Genomic DNA, 20071 nt, shown 5'->3' with positions numbered 1-20071 from the left:
GAGGAGCTGTGCTTCGAGAGTTCAAGCTCCCCGATGTCGGTGAAGGGCTGACCGAGGCCGAGATCGTCAAGTGGCACGTCGCGGCCGGGGACCGGGTGGAGATCAACCAGACGATCGTGGAGATCGAGACCGCCAAGGCCGTCGTCGAGCTGCCCTGTCCTTTCGAGGGCGTGGTGAGCTCGCTGATGGCGGCCGAGGGCGAGACGGTTGACGTCGGCAAGCCGATCATCGCCGTGGACACCGGAGAGGACGCCCCCGCCGCCACGGGTGAGGGCGCCACGGGCGGGGCCACCGCGACGACCAGGGCGACGGCGCTGGCCGACGACATGGTCCCGTCCCTGCCCGCCGAGGGCGCCGGGACCAAGAAGCCGGAGCGCCAGCCGGTTCTCGTGGGGTACGGCGTCAAGCTGGGCGCCACGACCCGCCGTGTCCGCAAGACCCCCACCGTCCCGCCTTCGGCGTCGGGCACGGCCCCCGCCGCCGCGCCGGCCGGGCGGGCCGCCGTCGCTCCGCCCGCGGCCGGCGCCGTTCCCGCCCAGGGCGGGCGGTCGCAGGTGCTGGCCAAGCCGCCGGTGCGCAAGCTGGCGAAGGACCTCGGTGTGGACCTCGCCTCCATCACCGGGACCGGGCCGAACGGCTCGATCACGCGCGACGACGTGCACGCCGCCACGGAGCCGGCCACGGGCGCGGTCTCCGCGGCGCCCGGGTACGCGGGGCTCGCCTTGGTGGAGAGGGAAGAGCGCATCCCGGTCAAGGGGGTCCGCAAGGCGACGGCGGCGGCCATGGTGGCCTCCGCCTTCACCGCGCCGCACGTGACCGAATTCCTGCAGGTGGACGTGACCGCGACGATGGACGCCGTACGGCGGCTGCGCGAGCTGCCGGACTTCGCCGAGGTGAAGGTGTCGCCGCTCCTGCTGGTCGCCAAGGCGCTGATCACCGCCGTCAGGCGGTACCCGGTGATCAACTCCACGTGGACCGGCGACGAGATCGTGGTCAAGCGTTACGTGAACCTCGGCATCGCCGCGGCCACGCAGCGCGGGCTCATCGTGCCGAACGTCAAGGAAGCGCACGCGCTGTCGCTGCCCGATCTCGCCAAGGCGCTGGCCGAGCTCACCGAGAAGGCGCGGTCGGGACGGTCCCAGCCCGCCGACCTGACCGGTGGCACGATCACGATCACCAACGTGGGCGTCTTCGGCGTGGACGCCGGCACCCCGATCCTGAACCCGGGGGAGGCGGCGATCCTGGCGTTCGGCCAGATCCGCGACCTTCCGTGGGTCGTGGACGGGCAGATCGTGCCGCGCAAGGTGACGACGCTGGCGCTGTCGTTCGACCACAGGATCGTGGACGGCGAGATCGGCTCGTACGTGCTGCGTGACGTGGGCGCGATGCTCCAGGACCCGCTGCGCATGCTCGCCTGGAGCTAGCTCCGCCGGGGCGGGCTTCGCCGACGGCCGGGCCGGGGAGGGTTTCCTCCCCGGCCCTCCGTACGTGAAGGACGCTCCACGGTGGAGTCGCGGGCCACCTGCCACGGGTGCCGGCGACGGGCCGTACGCTGGCGGCTCTGGCAAGCGAAGGAGAGATGATGTTCCGGCACGTCGTGCTGTTCACCTGGGTCGCGGGAACCACCGATGAGCAGAAGGCCACCGTGGAGGCCGCCCTGAAGGAGTTGCCGGGAGCGATCCCGGAGATCCGTCGTTACGAGATCGGCTCCGACGCGGGCGTGAACCCCGGCAACCACGAGTTCGCGGTCGTGGCCGACTTCGACTCGGTGGAGGACTACCTCGTCTATCGCGACCACCCGGTGCACCGTGCCGTGATCGCCGACGCCATCAAGCCGATCCTCGCCGAACGGGCCGCGGTGCAGTACGCCTTCTAGCCGCCGCGGCCCTGGCCGGGAACGTAGGAGGTCAGACCGGGGGCGGGTTCTCGCGGTGCTGAAGCTCGTTGTCGGAGGTCTGGCCGCGGCGGGACATGAGGAGGAAGCTCAGGACCAGCCCCACAACACCGACGATCATGAAGATGACGCCGATGACATGGATGTGCACGCTGTCACCGAGTACGTCGGAGTCTATGGCGAACCTGAGAATCGCCCCGATGGTCAGGAAGAAGATGCTGACCCCGATGCCCATGGAGACCTCCGGGACTCGATGTTCAGGTAAAGAGCGGCTCGCGGCAGGGTAATACCCAGCCGCGAGCGCTCACACTACCGATTCAGCCCGCAAGCGCGCGGTAACGCCGTACCGCCAGAGGAAGAAAACGGCGATGAGCACGATCGACCACCCCAGCGCGACCACGATGGAATGGTCGCGACGGCGCCGAACGCCGCGGCACGACGGGGCCCGACACGGACGCGAAGAAGGGGAGCGAAGCCGGTTCCGGCTTCACTCCCCTTGCAGGACCCGCGCGGGCACAGGCGTCAGAAGGCCTCTTCGGGAAGGTCCATCAAGCTCTGGTCGGTGGCGGCCAGCGTGCGGCGCTCGGCGGACAGGCGGGGCAGGACGGTGTGCGTGAAGAAGGAGGCCGCGGCCACCTTGCCGGTGTAGAACGCCTTGTCGCGCTCCGACTCGCCCAGAGACTTCAGCGCCACCTCGGCCTGGCGCATCAGCAGCCAGCCGATCACGAGGTCGCCGAGGCCGATCAGGAAGCGCGTGGTGTTGAGACCCACCTTGTAGACGTCCTTGGGGTTCTCCATCGACCCGATCGCCCAGCCGGCCATGGTGTCGGCCATCGCCTTGATCTCGTCCGCGGCCTCGTCGAGCAGCTTGCGCTCCTCCTTGAGCCTGCCGTTGCCGGCGTCGGAGGCGGCGAAGTCCTTGATCTCGCCGAGCAGCGTGCCGAGCGCGGCGCCCTGGTTGCGCAGGACCTTGCGGAAGAACAGGTCCTGGCCCTGGATCGCGGTGGTGCCCTCGTAGAGCGAGTCGATCTTGGCGTCCCGGATGTACTGCTCGATCGGGTAGTCCTGGAGGTAGCCCGAGCCGCCCAGGGTCTGCAGCGACCGGGAGAGCATCTCGTACGACCGCTCGGACCCGACGCCCTTGACCAGCGGGAGCAGCAGGTCGTTCATCGCCTCGGCGGCGGGGTCCCTGACGCCCTCGAACTCGGCGAGCTGCACCGCGTCCTGGAAGGTGGCGGTGTACAGGACCAGCGCCCGCATGCCCTCGGCGTACGCCTTCTGGAGCATGAGCTCGCGGCGCACGTCCGGGTGGTGGGTGATGGTCACGCGCGGAGCGGTCTTGTCGGTCATCTGGGTCAGGTCGGCGCCCTGCTTGCGCTCCTTGGCGTACGCGAGCGCGTTGAGGTAGCCGGTGGACAGGGTGGCGATCGCCTTGGTGCCGACCATCATGCGAGCGTGCTCGATGATCATGAACATCTGCTTGATGCCCTCGTGCACGCCGCCGATCAGCGTGCCGATCGCCGGGTGCTTGTCGCCGAAGGTGAGCTCGCAGGTCGTGGAGGCCTTGAGGCCCATCTTGTGCTCGACGTTGGTCACGTAGACGCCGTTGCGCTCGCCGAGTTCGCCGGTCTCGATGTCGACGTGGTACTTCGGCACCAGGAACATCGACAGCCCCTTGGTGCCGGGGCCGGCGCCTTCGCGGCGGGCGAGCACCAGGTGGAAGATGTTCTCGGCCAGGTCGTGCTCGGCGCTGGTGATGAAGCGCTTGACGCCTTCGATGTGCCAGGTGCCGTCCGGCTGCTCGATGGCCCTGGTGCGGCCGGCGCCCACGTCCGAGCCGGCGTCCGGCTCGGTCAGCACCATCGTCGCGCCCCACTGCCGCTCGATGGCATGCGTGGCGAACCGCTTCTGCTCCTCCGTGCCGATCACGTGGAGCACGTGGGAGAAGGCGGGACCGCTCGCGTACATCCAGACGGCGGGGTTGGAGCCGAGGATCATCTCGGCCAGCGCCCAGGTCACGCTACGCGGCAGCCCGGGGCCCCCGAGCTCCTCCGGCAGGTCCAAATTGGTCCATCCCGCGTCCCGGAAGGTCTCGAAGGACTTCTTGAACCTCGGGGGGATCGTGACCGAGGAGGTGGCGGGGTCGAAGACCGGCGGGGTCCGGTCACCCTCCTCGAAGGAGTCGGCGAGCACACCGGTGGCGAGGCGGTTGACCTCGTCGATGACGCTTCGCACGGTGTCCTCGTCCACCTCGGCGAACCGCCCGGTCCCGAGGATCTCGCGGCGACCGAACACCTCGAAGAGGTTGAACTCCAGGTCGCGGACGTTGCTCTTGTAGTGGCCCATGGCTGTGCGTCTCCTCGAACCAGGCACGCGGCTTTTAGAACGTACTCGTCAGTAACCTTACCTCCAATGCTACCCGTGAGTAACCCCTAGAAAACGGGGTGAAGGTGGCATTCACCACTAATTACCTGAGGGCTGCGCCACGGTCCGGTTCCGGAGCCGGCGCAGGACCGGCGCCAACTCGGCCGCTCCCAGCGCGGCGGCCAGGCAGGCCACCGGGATCACCGGAAGCACGTAGCGATGGTCGAAGTCGAGCACGGCCACCGGGCCCACCAACAGGAACATCGCCACCCCCCAGGGCAGCGCCGCCGAGCGCCGCCCGGCCACCGCGCCGAGCCCGCCGAGCAGGAGGATGGCCGCGATCACCGGGCCCCGCAGGTACGCCGGGTACTGGTAGGCGATCAGGAATCCCGCGTACGGGTCGACCGACCGCAGGCCTCGCACGCCGGGGTCGTACTCCTCGCGCACCTTCTGGACGAGCGGATGGTCCGGCAGCCCCCACTGCCCCCGTGCGAAGCCGAAGGCGGGCGTCGTCCGCCGGGGGTGCGGCACAGGCGTCCAGGCGAAGGTCAGCGCGGTGTCGCGGGCCACGTCGGCGAGATAGTCCAGTGGCTGGGCGAGGATGGCGCGCAGGGCGAAGGACCGGGCCAGGTCGTTGTTCCCGTCGCGGCCGCCGGGCAGTCGGTTGAGGGAGGCGTCGGGATCCCACACGTACTCCGAGGCCGCGTCCTGGCGCGCCCCGTTCGGGCACAGCCCCGCCTCGGCGCGCGGCGGCCTGATCACGGCGCAGTCGGCGAACGTCATCGTGCGCGCCCACAGCACGACGCCCTCCCCGCCGGTCAGCGTGAACTTCCCGTTGACCTGGGCGTTCCAGCCGGCGTACGCGACAAGCGGCAGCGCTCCCGCGACGGAGAGGGCCACCAACCGGCGCGGGCCCACGCGCTGTACGGCCAGACAGAGCAGCACGAGCACGAGAAGGGGAAGCGCGATCGTACGGGTCAGCGTGGCCAGCGCGAGCAGCGTCCCGGCGCCGGCGCATGCCGTGAGCGACGGCCGGGGCGACCAGAGCAGGGCCGTGAGTGCGGCGACCACGAGGAAGATGAACATCGTGTCGGACAGGACACCGGTCTCCAGCCGCAGGAACGACGCGTCGAACAGGACGGGCACCGCCGCGAGCGACGCTCCCCACGCGGGCAGGGACCGGCGCCTCAGCACCGCGTAGATCATCAAGCCCGTGGCGAGCCCCATGACGTGCTGCACTCCCACGACCACGGCGACACTGTGGAAGGGCCGCAGCGCCCACAGCAGCAAGGGGTACCCGCTTGGGTGGAACCCCAGGGACGGCCGCAGGTGCGAGGCCACGTCCAGATAGGTGAAGGAGTCGTACCAGTAGAGCTGCGCCGGCCAGTAGAGCTGCGCCGGCCGGTAGCCCAGCATCGTGACCACCCGGAGCGCCGCCGCGAGGCAGAGGACCACGACGAAGAGCCGGTGAGCACGGAGGGCGGACCCGATGGGGTGGGGCCGGAGAGCGGGCGAGCGGAGGGCTTCGATCAGCACGGCGGTTCCTCAGGATATGACGATATGTCATGACTCGTACGCGAAGGGTGAGCGATGATGGGCGCGCGGGGTCGCCCATCGAGCAGGGGGATCTCACGCCCGGCCGTAGGACGGCTCTGGGCAGGGAGCGGTCAGAGCGGGGTGGGGGACGGCGAAGGGCCCGTCAGTGCCCGGCCGGACCAGGTACGCCCTCCGGGGGCCGCCGTCGGCGAACCGCGGCCGGCGGCCCGCGGATCTACCAGCGGCAGACTTCGGCGACGTTGACGGGGTGGGGACGCGGCGTGGGATCGACCAGGATCAGGGCACGATCGGCCGAGCTCATCACGCCGTCGTGGACGTACCACGAATCGGGCACCGATTGTCGTAGGCCGCTATAGGTGGAGAACCTCACCTTGTGAACACCGCGCTTCGACAGCAGCCGGAGGACGTGCGGCACCCTGTCGTTGACGAAGTCGACGCAGTGCAGCGGCTGGCCGGGTGACATCAGCGATGGCGGGGCCTGGTAATCCTCGCCGGGGCGGGCCCTGCGCCCGAGCACGATCTCGCCGGGACCCTTGTAGCCGATCCGGATCTTCACTCCGACCTGACACCTGGGCGCGCCGTCACAGGGTTCCTTCCCGGCAAGGGCGAAGACGTCGTCGCTATCGGGTATGACGTGCGTCCCCTTGTTCCAGCTCGTGGCGGGGTCCTCGGCGACGACGAAGAACAGCATGCCCTCCCTCCTCGGGTCGGTCGGCACCAGCCGGATGGCGATCTTCAGGCCGCGCGATGCGAGCTCTCGCCGGTAACGCTCCGGATCGGCATACAGGTTCTTGACGGTGATGACGTAGAAATCACCCTTCTCTCTGATGTCGAGCGTGGCCGAGGCCGGTCGTGCCCCGATGCCGAGCCCATCCGGTACCACCCAGCTCAGGAGGATGGCGACGGCGGCCAGCGGCACGACCACGCGCCAGCGCGAACGCGGCCCGGCGCCCAGAAGCCCCCGGTGCCACGCCTTCGCCGCGCGCAGGGGCGCGAGGCCCCGGGGATCGGCGGCCGTGGCCGTCGTGATCTCGTCCAGCAGCTCGCGCGCCCCGGGAGTCATTCCCGGGCCGGGCTCGGGAGCGATCGAAGCGACCAAGCGGTCGATGTCGGTGTTCACGGCTGCCCCTTCACCAGCGCGGCGGCACGCGAGCCGTACCGGACGAGGTCGAGGTCGGCGGAGTCCAGCTCCCTGGCCAGGCGCTTGCGGGCGCGGTGCAGGCGCAGGCGCACCGCTCCCCGGGTACAGCCGAGGACGGTGGCGATCTGCGCGGTGTCCAGGCCTTCCCAGCTCACCAGCGACAGAAGCTCCCTGTCGTCCGGGCTGAGCCGCTGGAAGGCCTCGCGGATCACGTCGGCCTCCTGGCGGGGCAGGTCCTCGTCCCAGGCGGCCAGCTCCGCGCGGAGCCGTACGGCCAGCGCGCTGCGCCGTGACTCGCCGCGGCGCTGGTTGGCCAGGACCCGCCGGGCGACGCCGTACAGCCACAGCCGGGCCTGCCCGCCCTCGGGGATGTCGTGCACGCGCCGCCACGCCGTCGTGAACGTCTCGGATATGGCGTCGGCCGCGTCATCGGCGGAGCGGGTGCGCCGCCGGACGTACTCGAGGAGGTCCGTGTAGTGGGCCACGTAGATCTCCTCGAAGCGTTGCCTGGGGTCGGGTGGGCCCACGCCGCTTTCCTTCCGATGGGGGACCGCTCCCCTCAGCCTGGTCAGGAGAGCCGCTCGTCTCCACACATGTCCGGGTATCACGCGATGTTTCAGGGTTCGTACGAGAATTCTGATCTGAAACCAGAAAACCGGCCCTGCGCCGGGGCCGGCTTCAGCGGCCTGGCAGGCCGGAGACGAGGATCGGCCGCATCCCGGGACACCCAGGATGCGGCCGATCTTCGCTCACCGTGTCATCGGGCCGACTGGGCCCTCCCCTTCATTGACACCGCCGCGATGGCGGCCATCAGGTAGACCAGCGCGCCGCCCCACAGGGCGTCCCAGGCGGCGCCGAACACGCCTTCCTGGTCGAAGACGAGCTGGACGGGGTACATCACGATGGCGGCCGCGATGCCGGGGTAGAGGGCGAACCTCCATGGATGCCGCAGCGACCAGAGGCGGGCCTGCCGGGTCACGCGGTCGCCGACGTTCGGCTTGCTGACCGCACCGACGGAGGCCACGAGGCTGAAGACGCTGATGCCCAGGCACAGCGCCCATGTCAGGTCGGCAGGACCAGGGAGGATGATCCCCATGAGAAAGCTGATCGCCGCGGTCGCCCCACCTGTGATCGCCGCGGCTTTCCAAGGCGCTCCCCGCAGGGCCGCGCCGGCGAGCGACATCTCGTCGCGCCGAGTCAGTTCGTTCATGCTTACAGACTGCCCTGGGTGACGGGGTCGGCACATCGGGGAAGAACCCTGGTTTCTACCCCGGCTGTTGTCAGGGGCGGTCGGGCTCCCCTTCACACTAGCCGCGTAGCACGGGGGCGTCTCGGAGACCACGAGAGCGCCAGGGGGCACGTACGGCCCTGCTGGCGCTCTCGTGCTGTCCGAGGGGGTTCCGAGAGCCTCCGAGACCTATCCGGGCGGCACGGCCCTGCGGGTGCCGGGCAGCGTCTTGACCAGCCAGGGCTGGCGGGTCCGCGCGTAGGAGATGTCATAGACCGCGATGTCGCCGTAGAAGCCCTCGCCGATGTTCTCGCCGAGCCAGTCGTAGGCATCGTCGACGTCGATCGTCAGGTACGCATCCTGGACGTCGTTGGAGCCGACCTTGAACACCCGAGCCAGGTAGGCGAGCGGGGGCAGAGGAACTCAACCACGGTGAGGTCTGGCCCTCGATCTCGATCTCGACCTGGGGGGTCACCGGCTTCAGAGCCCCCCGGAGGCCCCGCACGGGGCACGGTGCGCGGTGGCCCACGAGAACACGCCCTGGCCGGTCAGAGGCCATAGCCACCCCCATAGCCAGGGGTGAGCCACCCCTGAGCCCGAGGCATTCCGGAAACACGCCAGGCGGGGGGCAGCCCCCTGGCATAGGGGGTGGCTCACCCCGGGCTCACTCTGCGAAAAGGCTCCTATTACGGGAGTAATTGTGGCGGATAAATCGCAGTGTTTCGCTGGATATATGACAGAAAAGAGGCGGGTTCGGGCTCTTGGGGCTATACCCGAATTCCAGTAAGCGACGTCGAAGGCGTCCGCGAAGCCCTGCAGGAGCTATTCGGCTACCGCCCCCCATTCGAGGCGACCGACGAGCGGGGGAGTGGCTCGTTGAGCTGCCCAACGAATATGCCGGATTCGGTCGGGTGATCGTTGACACTGGAATCTTCAACCTCGCAACAAGGCCGTGATTAAAGCAAATCTTATGCGAGACTATTCGCAAATGATTTGATTTTCACATAGGCCGGAAACACCCTCAGAAGGAGCCCCCAATGACCGCCGAGCCCGCCACTGCCGCCCCCGCCAAGCCCGCCAAGAAGGCCGCCGAGCCGACCCCTGCCTGTGTGGCTGCGGCGAGAACGGCAAGGGCAAGTTCCGCCCCGGGCACGACGCGCGCCACTGCTCCAACCTCGCCAAGAAGGTCGAGGCCAAGCTGACCCGAGCCAAGGTGCTGGCCGAGGCGGGCAAGGCGAGCGACGCCCTGCGCAACAAGCTCGCGACGATGCTCGACAACCAGGCCAAGCGGTTCAAGGAGAAGGGCGACAAGGCGATGGCTCGCGCCCAGGCCGAGGCCGCCAAGGCGGCTGCTCCCCGCGCCGACGAGAACGTCAGTGCCTGACCCCCACCCCCACAACGGCACCCCCGGAGCCGACGCGGCAACCGGGGTGCCGTGCTATCCCCCAGGAGCAGTTAATGCGCGCAGCGATTTACGCCCGAGTGTCGACCGATCACCAGGTGGACGGCAGCAGCTTGGACGAGCAGGTACGCAAATGCCGACAGGAGGCCGACCGCCGAGGGTGGGAGGTCGTGCAGGTCTACCGGGAGGGGTTCACCGGGACACAGGACAGCCGACCCGAGCTTGACCAACTCCTGACGCTGTGCGCTAACGGCGCAGTCGGGGCGGTGCTGGTGTCCAAGCTTGACAGGCTGGCGCGCGACGAGATCGCACGCATCTTGACCATGCGCGAGCTGGCCGAGCTGGACGTTCAACTCGTCGCGCTGGACCTGGGCGGAGCCGACCACCGCACCGAGGAGGGCGAGCTGATTCACGGCATCGTCGGGCAGGTGGCCGCCTGGGAACGTCGGAGGCTGCTGCGGCGAATGGCCGAGGGACAGCACGGCAAGGCCAGGGCAGGCAGGTGGCCCGCGAGCCCGAGCGCGCTGCCTTACGGTTACAGGCTCGAAGGCCGGGGACGAACCAACCGGGTCGTGCACAACGCCGACGAAGTCGCCATGCTGCGCCTGGTGGTCGGCTGGATCGTGGATGAGGGCTTGACCAGGGGGCAGGCCGCCCAGCGACTCAATGCCGAGGGCTACCGGCAGCGGAACCGCAACCCCTGGCACCAAGACAACCTTCGGGACGTGCTGCGCAAGAACCGGGGTCTGGTCGGCGAGCTGAGCTGGGGCGGCAAGAAGTCGAGCGGCAAGTACGGCGACCCCATCACGATCCAGGTTGAGCCGATCATCACCGAGGAGCGGTGGGTCGCCCTGCAAGAGGCGCTGTCTCGCAACACGCGGGTGGCTGGCCAGAAGCGCGAGTTCCTGCTGGGAGGGGGGCGGCTGGTGTCCCCCTGCGGGCTGTCTTACGGAGGGGTCTCCAGGCAGGCCGACGGGTCACGGATCTATCGGTGCAAGGGGCGACGCTGGAACTCGACCGGTGCGCCCAAGTGCTCGTGCGCCAACATCAAGGCCGACACGATCGACGCTCGGGTGTGGGCTGAGGTGCGCGACCTGCTGGGGCGACCGGAACGGCTGCTGCGGCTGGCCAGCGACTACTACGCCAACCGCGCCGACCAGGTTGAGGCCGAACGGTCCGAGCTGGACCAGATCACGACCCACCTGGCCAAGCTGGAAAACGCGCTGACGAACGAGGTCGCCGAGTACCTGAGGCAAGGCGTTCCGGCCGATGTGGTCAAGGCGGCAGCCGATCGCATCCGCGACGAGATGGCCGAGCTAAGGGGGCGGCGGGCTGAGCTGGCGGCCCGCGTGGAGGACGCCAACGGGGAGTCCGAGCGGATGCGTGCCCTGATCGAGTTGTCGGAGCGAGCCAGCACCAGGCTGGTGAACATGGGTCTGGCCGAGCAGGCAGAGGTCTTGAAGCTGCTGGACGTGCGGGTCACGGTGCTTGAGAACGACCACGAGCCGAGCCTGCGAATCACGGGCGTCGTGCCCATACAACAGGCAGGGTCGGAGCCCTGATCCTCCCCTGACCCCAGTAGCCTTTGGCCATGTCTGTGACCTTTCGTCCTGCTTGTAGGGAAGACGTGCCCGTGATCGTGGCCATGCTCGCCGACGATCCGATCGCCGCGGCACGCGAGGGAGACCCCTCGGACGAGACCTATCTGACCGCCTTCCAAGCCATCGACGCGGACCCGCGGCAGGAACTGGTCGTCGCCGAGGTCGACGGCGAGGTCGTCGGCACGATGCAGCTCACGTTCATCCCCGGCCTGTCCCGCAGGGGCGGCGAGCGGGCGCTGGTCGAGGCCGTGCGGGTGGCCGCCTCCGCGCGGGGAATGGGCCTTGGCCGGGCGATGATGCGGTGGGCCATCGACAGGGCCAGGGAGCGGGGCTGCCGGATGGTGCAGCTCACCAGCGACAGGGCCCGCGCCGACGCCCACCGCTTCTACACCTCCCTGGGCTTCGTCGACTCCCACGTCGGGTTCAAGCTCAGCCTCTGATCGCCCACCCGGGCTCAGGCGAGGGGCGCGATCTCCACGAGGTTGTCGTGGTAGACGGCGCCCCTGCCCATGTCCGCGTCGTGCTCGCCGACCAGGACGTTGGCGTTGGCGCCGTCGGGGTTGAGCTTCGGCCAGTGGCCCTTGGTCGTGGCGACGACGCCGGCGGCGACCCGGTCGCTGACCTCCAGGTGCGCGGCCATCTCACCGGTGTCGTTGAACACGCGGACGCGCTGCCCGTCGCTCAGCCCCCGGTCGGCGGCGTCCTTCTCGCTGACCAGGATCTTCGGCCCTCCCGCGCGGCGCCTCAGCTCGGGATTGTTGCCGAACACCGTGTTGAGGAATGTGTGGGCCGCCGGAGTGATCATGGCCAGCCTGTACGGCCCGCCGGTGGCCGCCGAGAAGGGCGCGACGTAGCCCCGGCCCTCGGGAGGGAACTCCAGCTTGCCGCTCGGCGTGGGGAATCCTTCGGTGAAGGGGACGAACGGGTCCGGATAGTTCAGCCGGACCCATCCTTCCTCGCGCAGGCGATCGACCGTGATGCCGTCCAGCGCCGGATGGTCCCCGGACACCAGTTGCGCGGCGATCTCCAGATCGGTGTCGTACAGGGACGGCTCCGTCAGGCCCAGCCGGCGGGCAACCCGGCGGAACGTCTCCGTCGTCGACAGGCACTCGCCGGGCGGAGCGACCGCCGGCTCGTTCCAGATCAGGTACATGTGGCCGTATCCGGCATGCAGGTCGGTGTGCTCGATCTGCATGGTGGCAGGCAGCACGATGTCGGCGTAGTCGACGGTGTCGGTGGGGAACTGCTCCATCACGACCGTGAACAGGTCTTCCCGCATCAGGCCCTTCCTGATGCGGTTCTGGTCGGACGTGCTGCCCATCGGGTTGGCCGCGTAGACCCACAGGCACTTGACGGGGTCGCCGGTGTCCTCCAGGCCCTCGGCGAGGCGGGTCATCGTGAGCGTACGGACGGGCTTCTCCAGCAGGTCCGGCCGGGTGTCCGCCTGGATGGGGACGTGGGCGCTGGTGGAGTAGGCGACCCCGCCGCCGGGATGCCGCCAGTCGCCCGTCACGCCGGGGATGGAGGCGATCGTCCGCATGGCCGTGCCGCCGCCCCGGTGCCGCTGGATGCCCATCGTGGCCCGGATCCCGGTGGGCCTGGTGTGCGCCAGCCGTACGCCGAGCGCGCGGATGTCCTTCTCCGGAATCCCGGTGATCTCAGCCGCAACGTCCGGGGGATACTTCCGGATTTCTCGTTCGAAGTCCTCCCAGCCGGTCGTGTGGTTCTCCAGGTAGTCCCGGTCCTCGGCGCCCTCGTCCAGCACCACGTGCATCAGCGCGAGAGCGAGCGCGGCATCGGTGCCCGGCCGGATCGCGAGGTACTCGTCGGCCTGGTCGGCGGTACGGGTCCTGATGGGGTCGATCGCGACGACGTGCGCCCCGGCGGCCCGCGCGTCCTGGATGAACTTCCACAGGTGGTGACCGCTGGTCAGCGTGTTGGTGCCCCAGAGCAGGATCAGCTTCGACTGGGCGAACGTCTCCGGGTCCATGCCGCCGGGCGTGCCGTTCGTGTGCCTCAGCCCGTCGTTGCCGGCCCGGGAGCAGATGTTCAGATCGTGGTACGACGCCCCGAGCGCGTTCCACAAGCGCCGCCCGGCCTGTCCCGTCTCACCCTGGATGTAGCCGAGCGTCCCCGTGCCCTGGTACGGCCAGATCGCCTCGCCGCCGAACTCGTCGACGATCGAGGTCAGCCGCCGCGCGATCTCGTCGAGCGCCTCGTCCCACGTGATGCGCTGGAATGATCCCGATCCCTTCGGCCCGACCCGGCGCATGGGATGGAGGATGCGGTCCGGCGCCGCGGCGTGCTCCAGATACCGGTTGACCTTCACGCACAGCGCGCCACGGGTATAGGGATGATCACGATTGCCGCGCAGGCGCACGGCCTCGCCGTCCTTGACCGTGACCACCCAGGAGCAGGTGTCCGGGCAGTCCAGGGGGCATGCGCCGAGGACGTTCAGCTCACGGGTCATGGGCCAACGTTACCGGGGCGCTTCATGACCGGTCATGGCCCCCCGGGACGGGGTGGCGCCAGAGGCGGCCACGCCGCGCGCCCTCCACCTGAGGTCTCCACCAGGCCATACTTACGGACGATGCGCCGCGGCCGTCCGTACCGGCACCATGGATAAGGGCTCATCCGACTGATCCGTTCGTGGCGACCGCGCCGTAGAGTGTCAGCGAATGGCCGGGGGTGCACCGGTTCGTCGTGGCCTCGGAGGCGAGCGCCGTACGCGGGCGAGCGCCGACGCGATGTCGCCCGAGCACGGTTCCCTCCGCGCCATTACTGATGAACAGAGGCTAGGGATGATCGTATGACCCGAGACGTGCGTAGACGACGGCGGTGACCGACATAAGGGAACGCGACGAGGCAGAGGAGGCCGCGGGGGGAGACGTCTCCGTGGCCGGCTCTCGCGTCGACGCGGACGTCCTGCGCTACCCGCGTGCGGATATGGAGCCCGCCACCCAGCCCGGACCCGGGCCCCGTGCCGACGCGGCGAACGGTTCCCGTGCCGCCTCCGGCGATCCGGTCGTCCTCGTCGTCGAGCCGCTGCTGCCGCAGCGCCTCCGCCGGCCCTCCGACGCGCTGCGGTTCCTCGCCACCCTGCTGGCGCTGACCGCGGTCGTCCTGCTCGCGCTCGTCGCCAAGCAGACGCTCAACGGCCTGGAGGCCGACGTCACCGACGGCACGAGCCGAGCCCCCGACCTGCTGATCGCGGTGGCGAGCTTCCTCGCGGGCACGGCCGTGCTCGCCGTACCCGCGGCGTTCGCGGTCGAGCGGGTCTTCCACCGTGACGGCCTGCGGGTCGCGGAAGGCCTCATCGCCGCGATCATCGGCATGCTCGTCTCGTTCGTGCTCGGTGAGTGGCTGGCCGTGGCCGGTCCTGGCGACCTGCGCCTGCTGCTCACCGGAGGACGCCAGGTCGAGCCGCTCAACACCCTGCTCACCTCGGTCGTGGCCTACGTCACCGCCGTGCGCATCTCCCGCCGCCCGTCCTGGCGGGCCATGATGTGGATGGCCATCGCGCTTGACGTGTTCGCCCTGTTCACCGGGGCGGAGGCCACCGCGCTCGGCGTGTTCGTGACCTATCTCGTGGGCCTCGCCGTCGGGTACGCCACCCTCTACGTCGTCGGCAGCCCCAACACCCGGCCGCCCGGAAGCGCCGTCGTGGCCGCCCTCCGCCGCCTGGCGTTCCTCCCGGCCAGGGCGCGCCGCATTTCCGACGACGCCCAGGGCAGCCGCCGTTACGCCGTGACGATGTCCGATGGGCGGTGTCTCGACGTCACCGTGCTCGACAGGGACCGCCAGGTCTCCGGAGTGATCTACCGGCTCTGGCGCCGGATCCGGCTGAACTCCGAGACCCGTCGCCGGGCCATCCGCTCGCTCCGCGCGGAGCTGGAGCGCGAGGCCCTGATGGCGTACGCCGCCCAGGCCGCCGGAGTGAACACCCCCCGCCTGCTCGGCACCAGCGAGATCGGCACCGACGCCGCGCTGCTGGCGTACGAGCACCTCGACACCCGCGCGCTCGAAGACGTCCCCGACGAGGAACTGGACGACGAGCTGCTCATCAAGATCTGGAAGCAGGTGGAGCTGCTCCAGGCACAGCGCCTCGCCCACCGCCGCCTCACCGGCGACAGCATCCACGTCGACGGCGAGGGCGACGTCGTGCTCATGGACGCCCGCAGCGGCGAGATCGCGGCAGGCGACCTGCTCCTGCGCCTGGACATCGCCCAGCTCCTCACCTACCTCGCGCTCCGGGTCGGCGCCGAGCGCTCTGTCACGTGCGCGTCGAGGGTGATGCCCAAGCAGGCACTCGCCGGCGCGCTGCCGCTGCTCCAGCGCATCGCCCTCACCAGAAGCACCCGCGCGGAGGTCGGCAAGGACAAGGAACTGCTTCCGGAGCTCCGCGAGAAGATCCTCTCCCTCACCCCGCAGGTGGAGGTCGAGGAGGTGCGGCTGGAGCGGTTCCAGCCCCGCACGCTCGTGACGATCATCGCCAGCGCGCTGGCCGCCTACTTCCTGCTCTCCCAGCTCAGCCGGGTCAACCTGGTCGAGGTCGTCTCCTCGGCCAGGTGGGGCTGGGGCGGGATCGCGCTCGTCGCCGCCGGCGTGAGCTACCTCGCCGCGGCCGTCATGCTCCGGGGATTCGTCCCGGAGAAACTGCCGCTGGGGCGTACGGTGCTGGCGCAGTTCGCGGGCTCGTTCGTCAAGCTCGTGGCGCCCGCGGCGGTCAGCGGCGTGGCCATCAACTCCCGCTACCTGCAAAAGCGCGGCATCGCGCCCGGGCTCGCCGTGGCCAGCGTGGGCGCCTCCCAGCTCGTCGGGCTCGGCTCCCACATCCTGCTGCTGCTGTTCTTCGGCTACGTCACCGGCACCAAGGCCGCGCCCTCGGTGAGCCCGTCCCGCGGCCTGGTCATCGCCCTGCTCTCGGGGGCGGTGCTCGTCCTGCTCGTGCTCGCGGTGCCGCAGTTCCGGCGAATGGTCACCGCTCGGCTCCGCCCGCTGTTCTCCGGAGTGATACCGAGGCTGCTGGACGTGCTCCAGTCGCCGCGCAAGATCCTCGAAGGTCTCAGCGGCACGCTGCTGCTGACGCTCGCCTTCGTGGTCTGCCTGGACGCCTGCGTGCGCGCCTTCGGCGGTTCGCTCAGCTTCACCGCCGTGGCCGTGGTGTTCCTCGCGGGTAACGCCATCGGCTCCGCCGCGCCCACCCCTGGCGGCCTGGGCGCGGTCGAAGCCTCGCTCTCGCTCGGACTGACGCTTTCCGGGCTCCCTGGCACGGTCGCCACCTCGGCGGTACTGCTCTTCCGGCTGCTGACCTTCTGGCTTCCGGTCCTTCCCGGATGGGCGTCGTTCGCCTGGCTGCAGCGGCACAACGCCCTCTAGCCCCTTCGGCAGGCGAAGGCCCGCGGGAGGCCGGTCCGGCCTCCCGTCCGTGCAGGCCTAGACGATCGGCGTCCCCGGCTGCGCGATCTCCTTCTCGATCGCGGCGAGCTCGTCCGCCGAGAACCGCAGGTTGTCCACGGCCGCCACGTTGTCCTCGAGCTGCTCGACGCTGCTCGCGCCGATCAGCACGGACGTGACCCGCGAGTCCCGCAGCGCCCACGCGAGGGCCATCTGGGCCAGCGACTGGCCGCGGCTTCGCGCGATGTCGTTCAGCGCACGGACCCGCTGGAGCACGTCGTCGGTGAGCTGGCTCGCCCGCAGGAACCTCTCCTGGGCCGCGCGGGAGTCGCCCGGGATGCCGCCGAGGTACCTGTCGGTCAGAACGCCCTGTGCCAGCGGCGAGAAGGGAATGCAGCCGACGCCCTCGGCCTCCAGGGTGTCCAGCAGCCCGTCCTCGATCCAGCGGTCGAACATCGAGTAGCGGGGCTGGTGGATGAGCAGCGGCGTGCCCATCTCGCGCAGGATCCTCGCTGCCTCCCGCGTCTGTGCCGGCGTGTAGTTGGAGATGCCCGCATACAGGGCGCGTCCCGAACGGACGGCCGTGTCGAGCGCCCCCATCGTCTCCTCGAGCGGGGTCTCGGGGTCGGGGCGGTGGCTGTAGAAGATGTCGACGTAGTCGAGCCCCATGCGGGAGAGCGACTGGTCGAGGCTGGCCAGGAGGTACTTGCGGGACCCCCACTCGCCGTACGGGCCGGGCCACATGTCGTACCCGGCCTTGGTGGAGATGATCAGCTCGTCGCGGTACGGACGGAAGTCCTGGGCGAAGATCTGGCCGAAGTTGCTCTCTGCGGAGCCGTACGGCGGGCCGTAGTTGTTGGCGAGGTCGAAGTGCGTCACGCCCAGGTCGAACGCCCTGCGGAGTGTGGCCCGCTGGGTGTCGATCGGCTTGTCGTCGCCGAAGTTGTGCCAGAGCCCGAGTGACACCGCCGGCAGCTTCAGACCGCTCCTGCCCGACCGGTTGTACGGCTGCCGCTTGTACCGGTCGTCCGATGCCAGATACGTCACTGCGTCTCTCCTGTGCTCTCGGTCTTCTTCGCGCCGGCCCGCTCGACGATCCACGAGAGGGTGAAGGCCTCCTCGCGCCACGCGTCGTACCGGCCGCTCCTTCCCCCGTGACCGGCGCCCATCTCGGTCTTCAGCAAGAAGGGGCCGCCGCGCGCGGTGGCGCGGAGCCGGGCGATCCACTTCGCGGGCTCGTGGTACAGCACGCGGGTGTCGTTGAGGCTGGTGATCGCAAGGATCGGGGGGTAGGTCCGGTCGTCGATGTTCTCGTACGGGGCGTACGACTTCATGTACTCGTAGACTTCGGAGTAGTGAAGCGGGTCGCCCCACTCATCCCATTCGATGACGGTCAGCGGCAGCGACGGGTCGAGGATCGTGTTCAGCGGGTCGACGAACGGTACCTCTGCCACCACTCCGGCGAACGCCTCGGGTGCCAGGTTGACCACCGCGCCCATGAGCAGGCCGCCGGCCGAACCGCCCCTCGCCACGATCTCGCTCGACCAGCCCGACTCCTTCATGTGCCGCGCGGCGGCCACGAAATCGCTGAAGGTGTTCTTCTTGCGCGTGAGCTTGCCCTCTTCGTACCACCGGCGGCCCATCTCGCCACCGCCTCTGACGTGCGCGATCGCGAAGACGAAGCCGCGGTCGAGCAGGCTCAGCCGCGCCACGGAGAAGGACGGGTCGATGGACGTCTCGTAGCTGCCGTAGCCGTACAGCACCGTCGGCGCGGGCCGCTCCGTGCCCTTCTTCACGACGATGGAGATGGGGACTCTCGTGCCGTCGTCCGCCACCGCCCACTCGCGGAACTGCTCATAGTCGCCGGGCTCGTACCCGCCGAGGACGGGCCGGCGCTTCAGCAGGATCAGCTCGTGCTTGCTGAGGTCGTAGTCGTACACCGAGGGCGGCGTGACCATCGAGGCGTACGCCAGGCGGAGCCTGCGGGACTGGAATTCCGGGTTCCCAGCGGGCTCGGCGGTGTGGATCGGCTCGGGGAAGGAGATCTCGTACGGCTCGTCGTCCGACGGCAGCACGCGGATGCCGGTGAGACCGTCGCGGCGGAAGTGCACCACCACGTGGTCGGAGAAGGCGTCCACGTCGAGCAGGCGGGTGTCCTCGCGATGCGGGATCAGCGGGGTCCAGGTGCCCGGGTCGTCGAGGGGCGCTGTGGCGATCTCGAAGTTCTCCGCGCCCTCGTTGTGCAGGACCAGGAAGTGGTCGCCCGCGTGGTCGAGGGCGTACTCGACGCCGGTCTGCCGGGGGCGCACGACGGTGAACTCCCCGGTGGGGTAGTCGGCGTCCAGGACGCGCACCTCACTGGTGATCTTGCTGCCCACGCTCAGGACGAGGTACCGCTCGCTCCGCGTCAGACCGATGCCCACCCAGAAACGCTCGTCGCTCTCCTCGTAGACCAGCACGTCGTCCTGGGCGTCGGTCCCGACGAGGTGGCGGTAGACGCGGTACGGGCGCCACGCCTCGTCGATGGTCGTGTAGAAGAACGCCGAGCCGTCGGCCGACCAGGTGCCGCCGTAGAAGATGCCCGAGATCTCGTCGCTCAGGATCTCGCCGCTCTCGAGGTTCTTGAACCGCAGCGTGAACCGCTCGTTGCCGCTGAAGTCGGTCGAGTAGGCCAGGCGGGTGCCGTCCGGGCTGACGGCCGAGGTGCCGATCGCGAAGAACGGGCTGTCGCCGGCCAGCTCGTTCCCGTCGAGCAGGATCTGCTCGCCCTCCAGCGGCTCGCCCGGCTTGAGCTCGGGAGGGGTGTCCCCGATGGACTGCAGCCGGCACTGGATGCCGTACTGCTTGCCTTCCTCCGTACGGGAGTAGTACCACCAGCCGCCCTTGCGAGTGGGGACGGAGAGATCGGTCTCCAGGGTGCGGCCCTTGATCTCCTGGAAGACCGTCTCCCGGAGCTCGTGGAGATGCTCGGTCTGCTTCTGCGTGAAGACGTTCTCCGCTTCCAGATACGAGACGGTGTCCGGGTCTTCCTTGTCGGCCAGCCAGGCGTAGTCGTCGATCACGGTGTCGCCGTGATGAGTGCGTTCGGCCGGGACCTTCTTCGCCACGGGAGGCGTGTCGCTGCTCACCTGGCCGAGTCTATGACTCGACCTTGGGCGTCCAACTGGCGTGACGCGTCTCCGAGATCTCCGAGTGTGCGCCGCCGCCCGTGAAGCCTGCTAATCTTCTGTCGTCGGCATCGCTCGGCCAACATCCCCGCTGATCCACTTCTGGTGGATGACGCGTGGGCGCTTGTTGGCAGTGCGCCGACCCTCCCTCTAAAAGATCTACCTAGCTCCGCTTGCGTTGCTGCGGTAGACCGAGTAAGTTCGAGGGGTTGCCCTGGAGACGGGGTGGCCTGAATGCTAGCTGGTTTCGCGGGTCGGATATCAAGTGTCTGCAAAGGCGCGGTTTTGCTCCGGTCAAGTGGGCTTGGTAGGCTGAGGGC

At 69.4% G+C, this 20071-nt stretch carries 16 protein-coding genes; 6 read left to right on the top strand and 10 right to left on the bottom strand.

The annotated features are described in order from the left end of the window. Positions 1 to 8 precede the first annotated feature (8 nt). Positions 9 to 1424 carry a dihydrolipoamide acetyltransferase family protein gene (locus tag ABD810_RS00080; RefSeq protein WP_344932601.1) on the top strand — a complete coding sequence of 472 codons (1416 nt, stop codon included), beginning with the start codon at positions 9 to 11 and terminating at the stop codon, positions 1422 to 1424. 155 nt (positions 1425 to 1579) lie between these two features. Continuing rightward, positions 1580 to 1876 (top strand): Dabb family protein, encoded by a 297-nt coding sequence (locus tag ABD810_RS00075; protein ID WP_425566823.1) that lies wholly within the window; start codon positions 1580 to 1582, stop codon positions 1874 to 1876. A gap of 31 nt (positions 1877 to 1907) precedes the next feature. Here ABD810_RS00075 and ABD810_RS00070 read toward each other — a convergent pair whose 3' ends face one another. The 7 genes from ABD810_RS00070 to ABD810_RS00040 form a co-directional block, all read right to left on the bottom strand. Next, the gene (locus ABD810_RS00070; protein WP_344932598.1) at positions 1908 to 2129 is read right to left on the bottom strand and encodes a DUF6458 family protein; all 222 of its coding nucleotides are present in this window, start codon (positions 2127 to 2129) and stop codon (positions 1908 to 1910) included. Between the two features lie 287 nt (positions 2130 to 2416). Then, positions 2417 to 4240: an acyl-CoA dehydrogenase gene (locus tag ABD810_RS00065; RefSeq protein ID WP_344932596.1), complete on the bottom strand. Its 1824-nt coding sequence runs from the start codon at positions 4238 to 4240 to the stop codon at positions 2417 to 2419. Positions 4241 to 4357: 117 nt separating this feature from the next. Beyond that, the gene (locus ABD810_RS00060) at positions 4358 to 5794 is read right to left on the bottom strand and encodes a hypothetical protein (RefSeq protein ID WP_344932594.1); all 1437 of its coding nucleotides are present in this window, start codon (positions 5792 to 5794) and stop codon (positions 4358 to 4360) included. A 235-nt stretch (positions 5795 to 6029) separates the two neighbouring features. Further along, a complete protein-coding gene (locus tag ABD810_RS00055; RefSeq protein WP_344932592.1) occupies positions 6030 to 6935 on the bottom strand; it encodes a hypothetical protein in 906 nt (301 codons plus the stop codon). Continuing rightward, positions 6932 to 7483 (bottom strand): RNA polymerase sigma factor, encoded by a 552-nt coding sequence (locus ABD810_RS00050; RefSeq protein ID WP_344932591.1) that lies wholly within the window; start codon positions 7481 to 7483, stop codon positions 6932 to 6934. The genes ABD810_RS00055 and ABD810_RS00050 overlap by 4 nt, the downstream gene beginning before the upstream one ends. A gap of 230 nt (positions 7484 to 7713) precedes the next feature. Next, a complete protein-coding gene (locus ABD810_RS00045; RefSeq protein ID WP_344932590.1) occupies positions 7714 to 8166 on the bottom strand; it encodes a hypothetical protein in 453 nt (150 codons plus the stop codon). A 207-nt stretch (positions 8167 to 8373) separates the two neighbouring features. After that, complete coding sequence (locus ABD810_RS00040; RefSeq protein ID WP_344932588.1) at positions 8374 to 8574, bottom strand: hypothetical protein; 201 nt, start codon at positions 8572 to 8574, stop codon at positions 8374 to 8376. A gap of 823 nt (positions 8575 to 9397) precedes the next feature. Here ABD810_RS00040 and ABD810_RS00035 point away from each other — a divergent pair. The 3 genes from ABD810_RS00035 (at position 9398) to ABD810_RS00025 (ending at position 11627) form a co-directional block, all read left to right on the top strand. Next, entirely contained in the window at positions 9398 to 9568 is a 171-nt protein-coding gene (locus ABD810_RS00035; RefSeq protein ID WP_344932585.1) for a hypothetical protein, read from the top strand. A gap of 74 nt (positions 9569 to 9642) precedes the next feature. Then, entirely contained in the window at positions 9643 to 11148 is a 1506-nt protein-coding gene (locus ABD810_RS00030; RefSeq protein ID WP_344932582.1) for a recombinase family protein, read from the top strand. Between the two features lie 29 nt (positions 11149 to 11177). Beyond that, a complete protein-coding gene (locus ABD810_RS00025) occupies positions 11178 to 11627 on the top strand; it encodes a GNAT family N-acetyltransferase (RefSeq protein WP_344932580.1) in 450 nt (149 codons plus the stop codon). A gap of 14 nt (positions 11628 to 11641) precedes the next feature. Here ABD810_RS00025 and ABD810_RS00020 read toward each other — a convergent pair whose 3' ends face one another. Continuing rightward, positions 11642 to 13657: a molybdopterin-containing oxidoreductase family protein gene (locus ABD810_RS00020; protein WP_344932578.1), complete on the bottom strand. Its 2016-nt coding sequence runs from the start codon at positions 13655 to 13657 to the stop codon at positions 11642 to 11644. A gap of 368 nt (positions 13658 to 14025) precedes the next feature. Here ABD810_RS00020 and ABD810_RS00015 point away from each other — a divergent pair, with 368 nt between their 5' ends. Beyond that, positions 14026 to 16566, top strand: a complete 2541-nt coding sequence (locus tag ABD810_RS00015) for a lysylphosphatidylglycerol synthase transmembrane domain-containing protein (protein ID WP_344932576.1) — start codon at positions 14026 to 14028, stop codon at positions 16564 to 16566. 57 nt (positions 16567 to 16623) lie between these two features. Here ABD810_RS00015 and mgrA read toward each other — a convergent pair whose 3' ends face one another. After that, positions 16624 to 17631 (bottom strand): L-glyceraldehyde 3-phosphate reductase, encoded by a 1008-nt coding sequence (gene mgrA / locus ABD810_RS00010; protein WP_344932574.1) that lies wholly within the window; start codon positions 17629 to 17631, stop codon positions 16624 to 16626. Further along, positions 17628 to 19712, bottom strand: a complete 2085-nt coding sequence (locus tag ABD810_RS00005) for a S9 family peptidase (RefSeq protein WP_344932572.1) — start codon at positions 19710 to 19712, stop codon at positions 17628 to 17630. Before ABD810_RS00005 ends, mgrA begins: the two co-directional genes overlap by 4 nt. Positions 19713 to 20071 lie beyond the last annotated feature (359 nt).

It is taken from the genome of Sphaerisporangium flaviroseum, assembly GCF_039537005.1.
Taxonomy (GTDB): domain Bacteria; phylum Actinomycetota; class Actinomycetes; order Streptosporangiales; family Streptosporangiaceae; genus Sphaerisporangium; species Sphaerisporangium flaviroseum.
This window is presented reverse-complemented; position numbering and strand designations above follow the sequence as displayed.

Coding starts and splice junctions, on each gene's coding strand:
- ABD810_RS00075 (WP_425566823.1), top strand. CDS start 1,580: ATGATGTTCCGGCACGTCGTGCTGTTCACCTGGGTCGCGGGAACCACC.
- ABD810_RS00070 (WP_344932598.1), bottom strand. CDS start 2,129: ATGGGCATCGGGGTCAGCATCTTCTTCCTGACCATCGGGGCGATTCTC.
- ABD810_RS00065 (WP_344932596.1), bottom strand. CDS start 4,240: ATGGGCCACTACAAGAGCAACGTCCGCGACCTGGAGTTCAACCTCTTC.
- ABD810_RS00045 (WP_344932590.1), bottom strand. CDS start 8,166: ATGAACGAACTGACTCGGCGCGACGAGATGTCGCTCGCCGGCGCGGCC.
- ABD810_RS00030 (WP_344932582.1), top strand. CDS start 9,643: ATGCGCGCAGCGATTTACGCCCGAGTGTCGACCGATCACCAGGTGGAC.
- ABD810_RS00025 (WP_344932580.1), top strand. CDS start 11,178: ATGTCTGTGACCTTTCGTCCTGCTTGTAGGGAAGACGTGCCCGTGATC.
- ABD810_RS00020 (WP_344932578.1), bottom strand. CDS start 13,657: ATGACCCGTGAGCTGAACGTCCTCGGCGCATGCCCCCTGGACTGCCCG.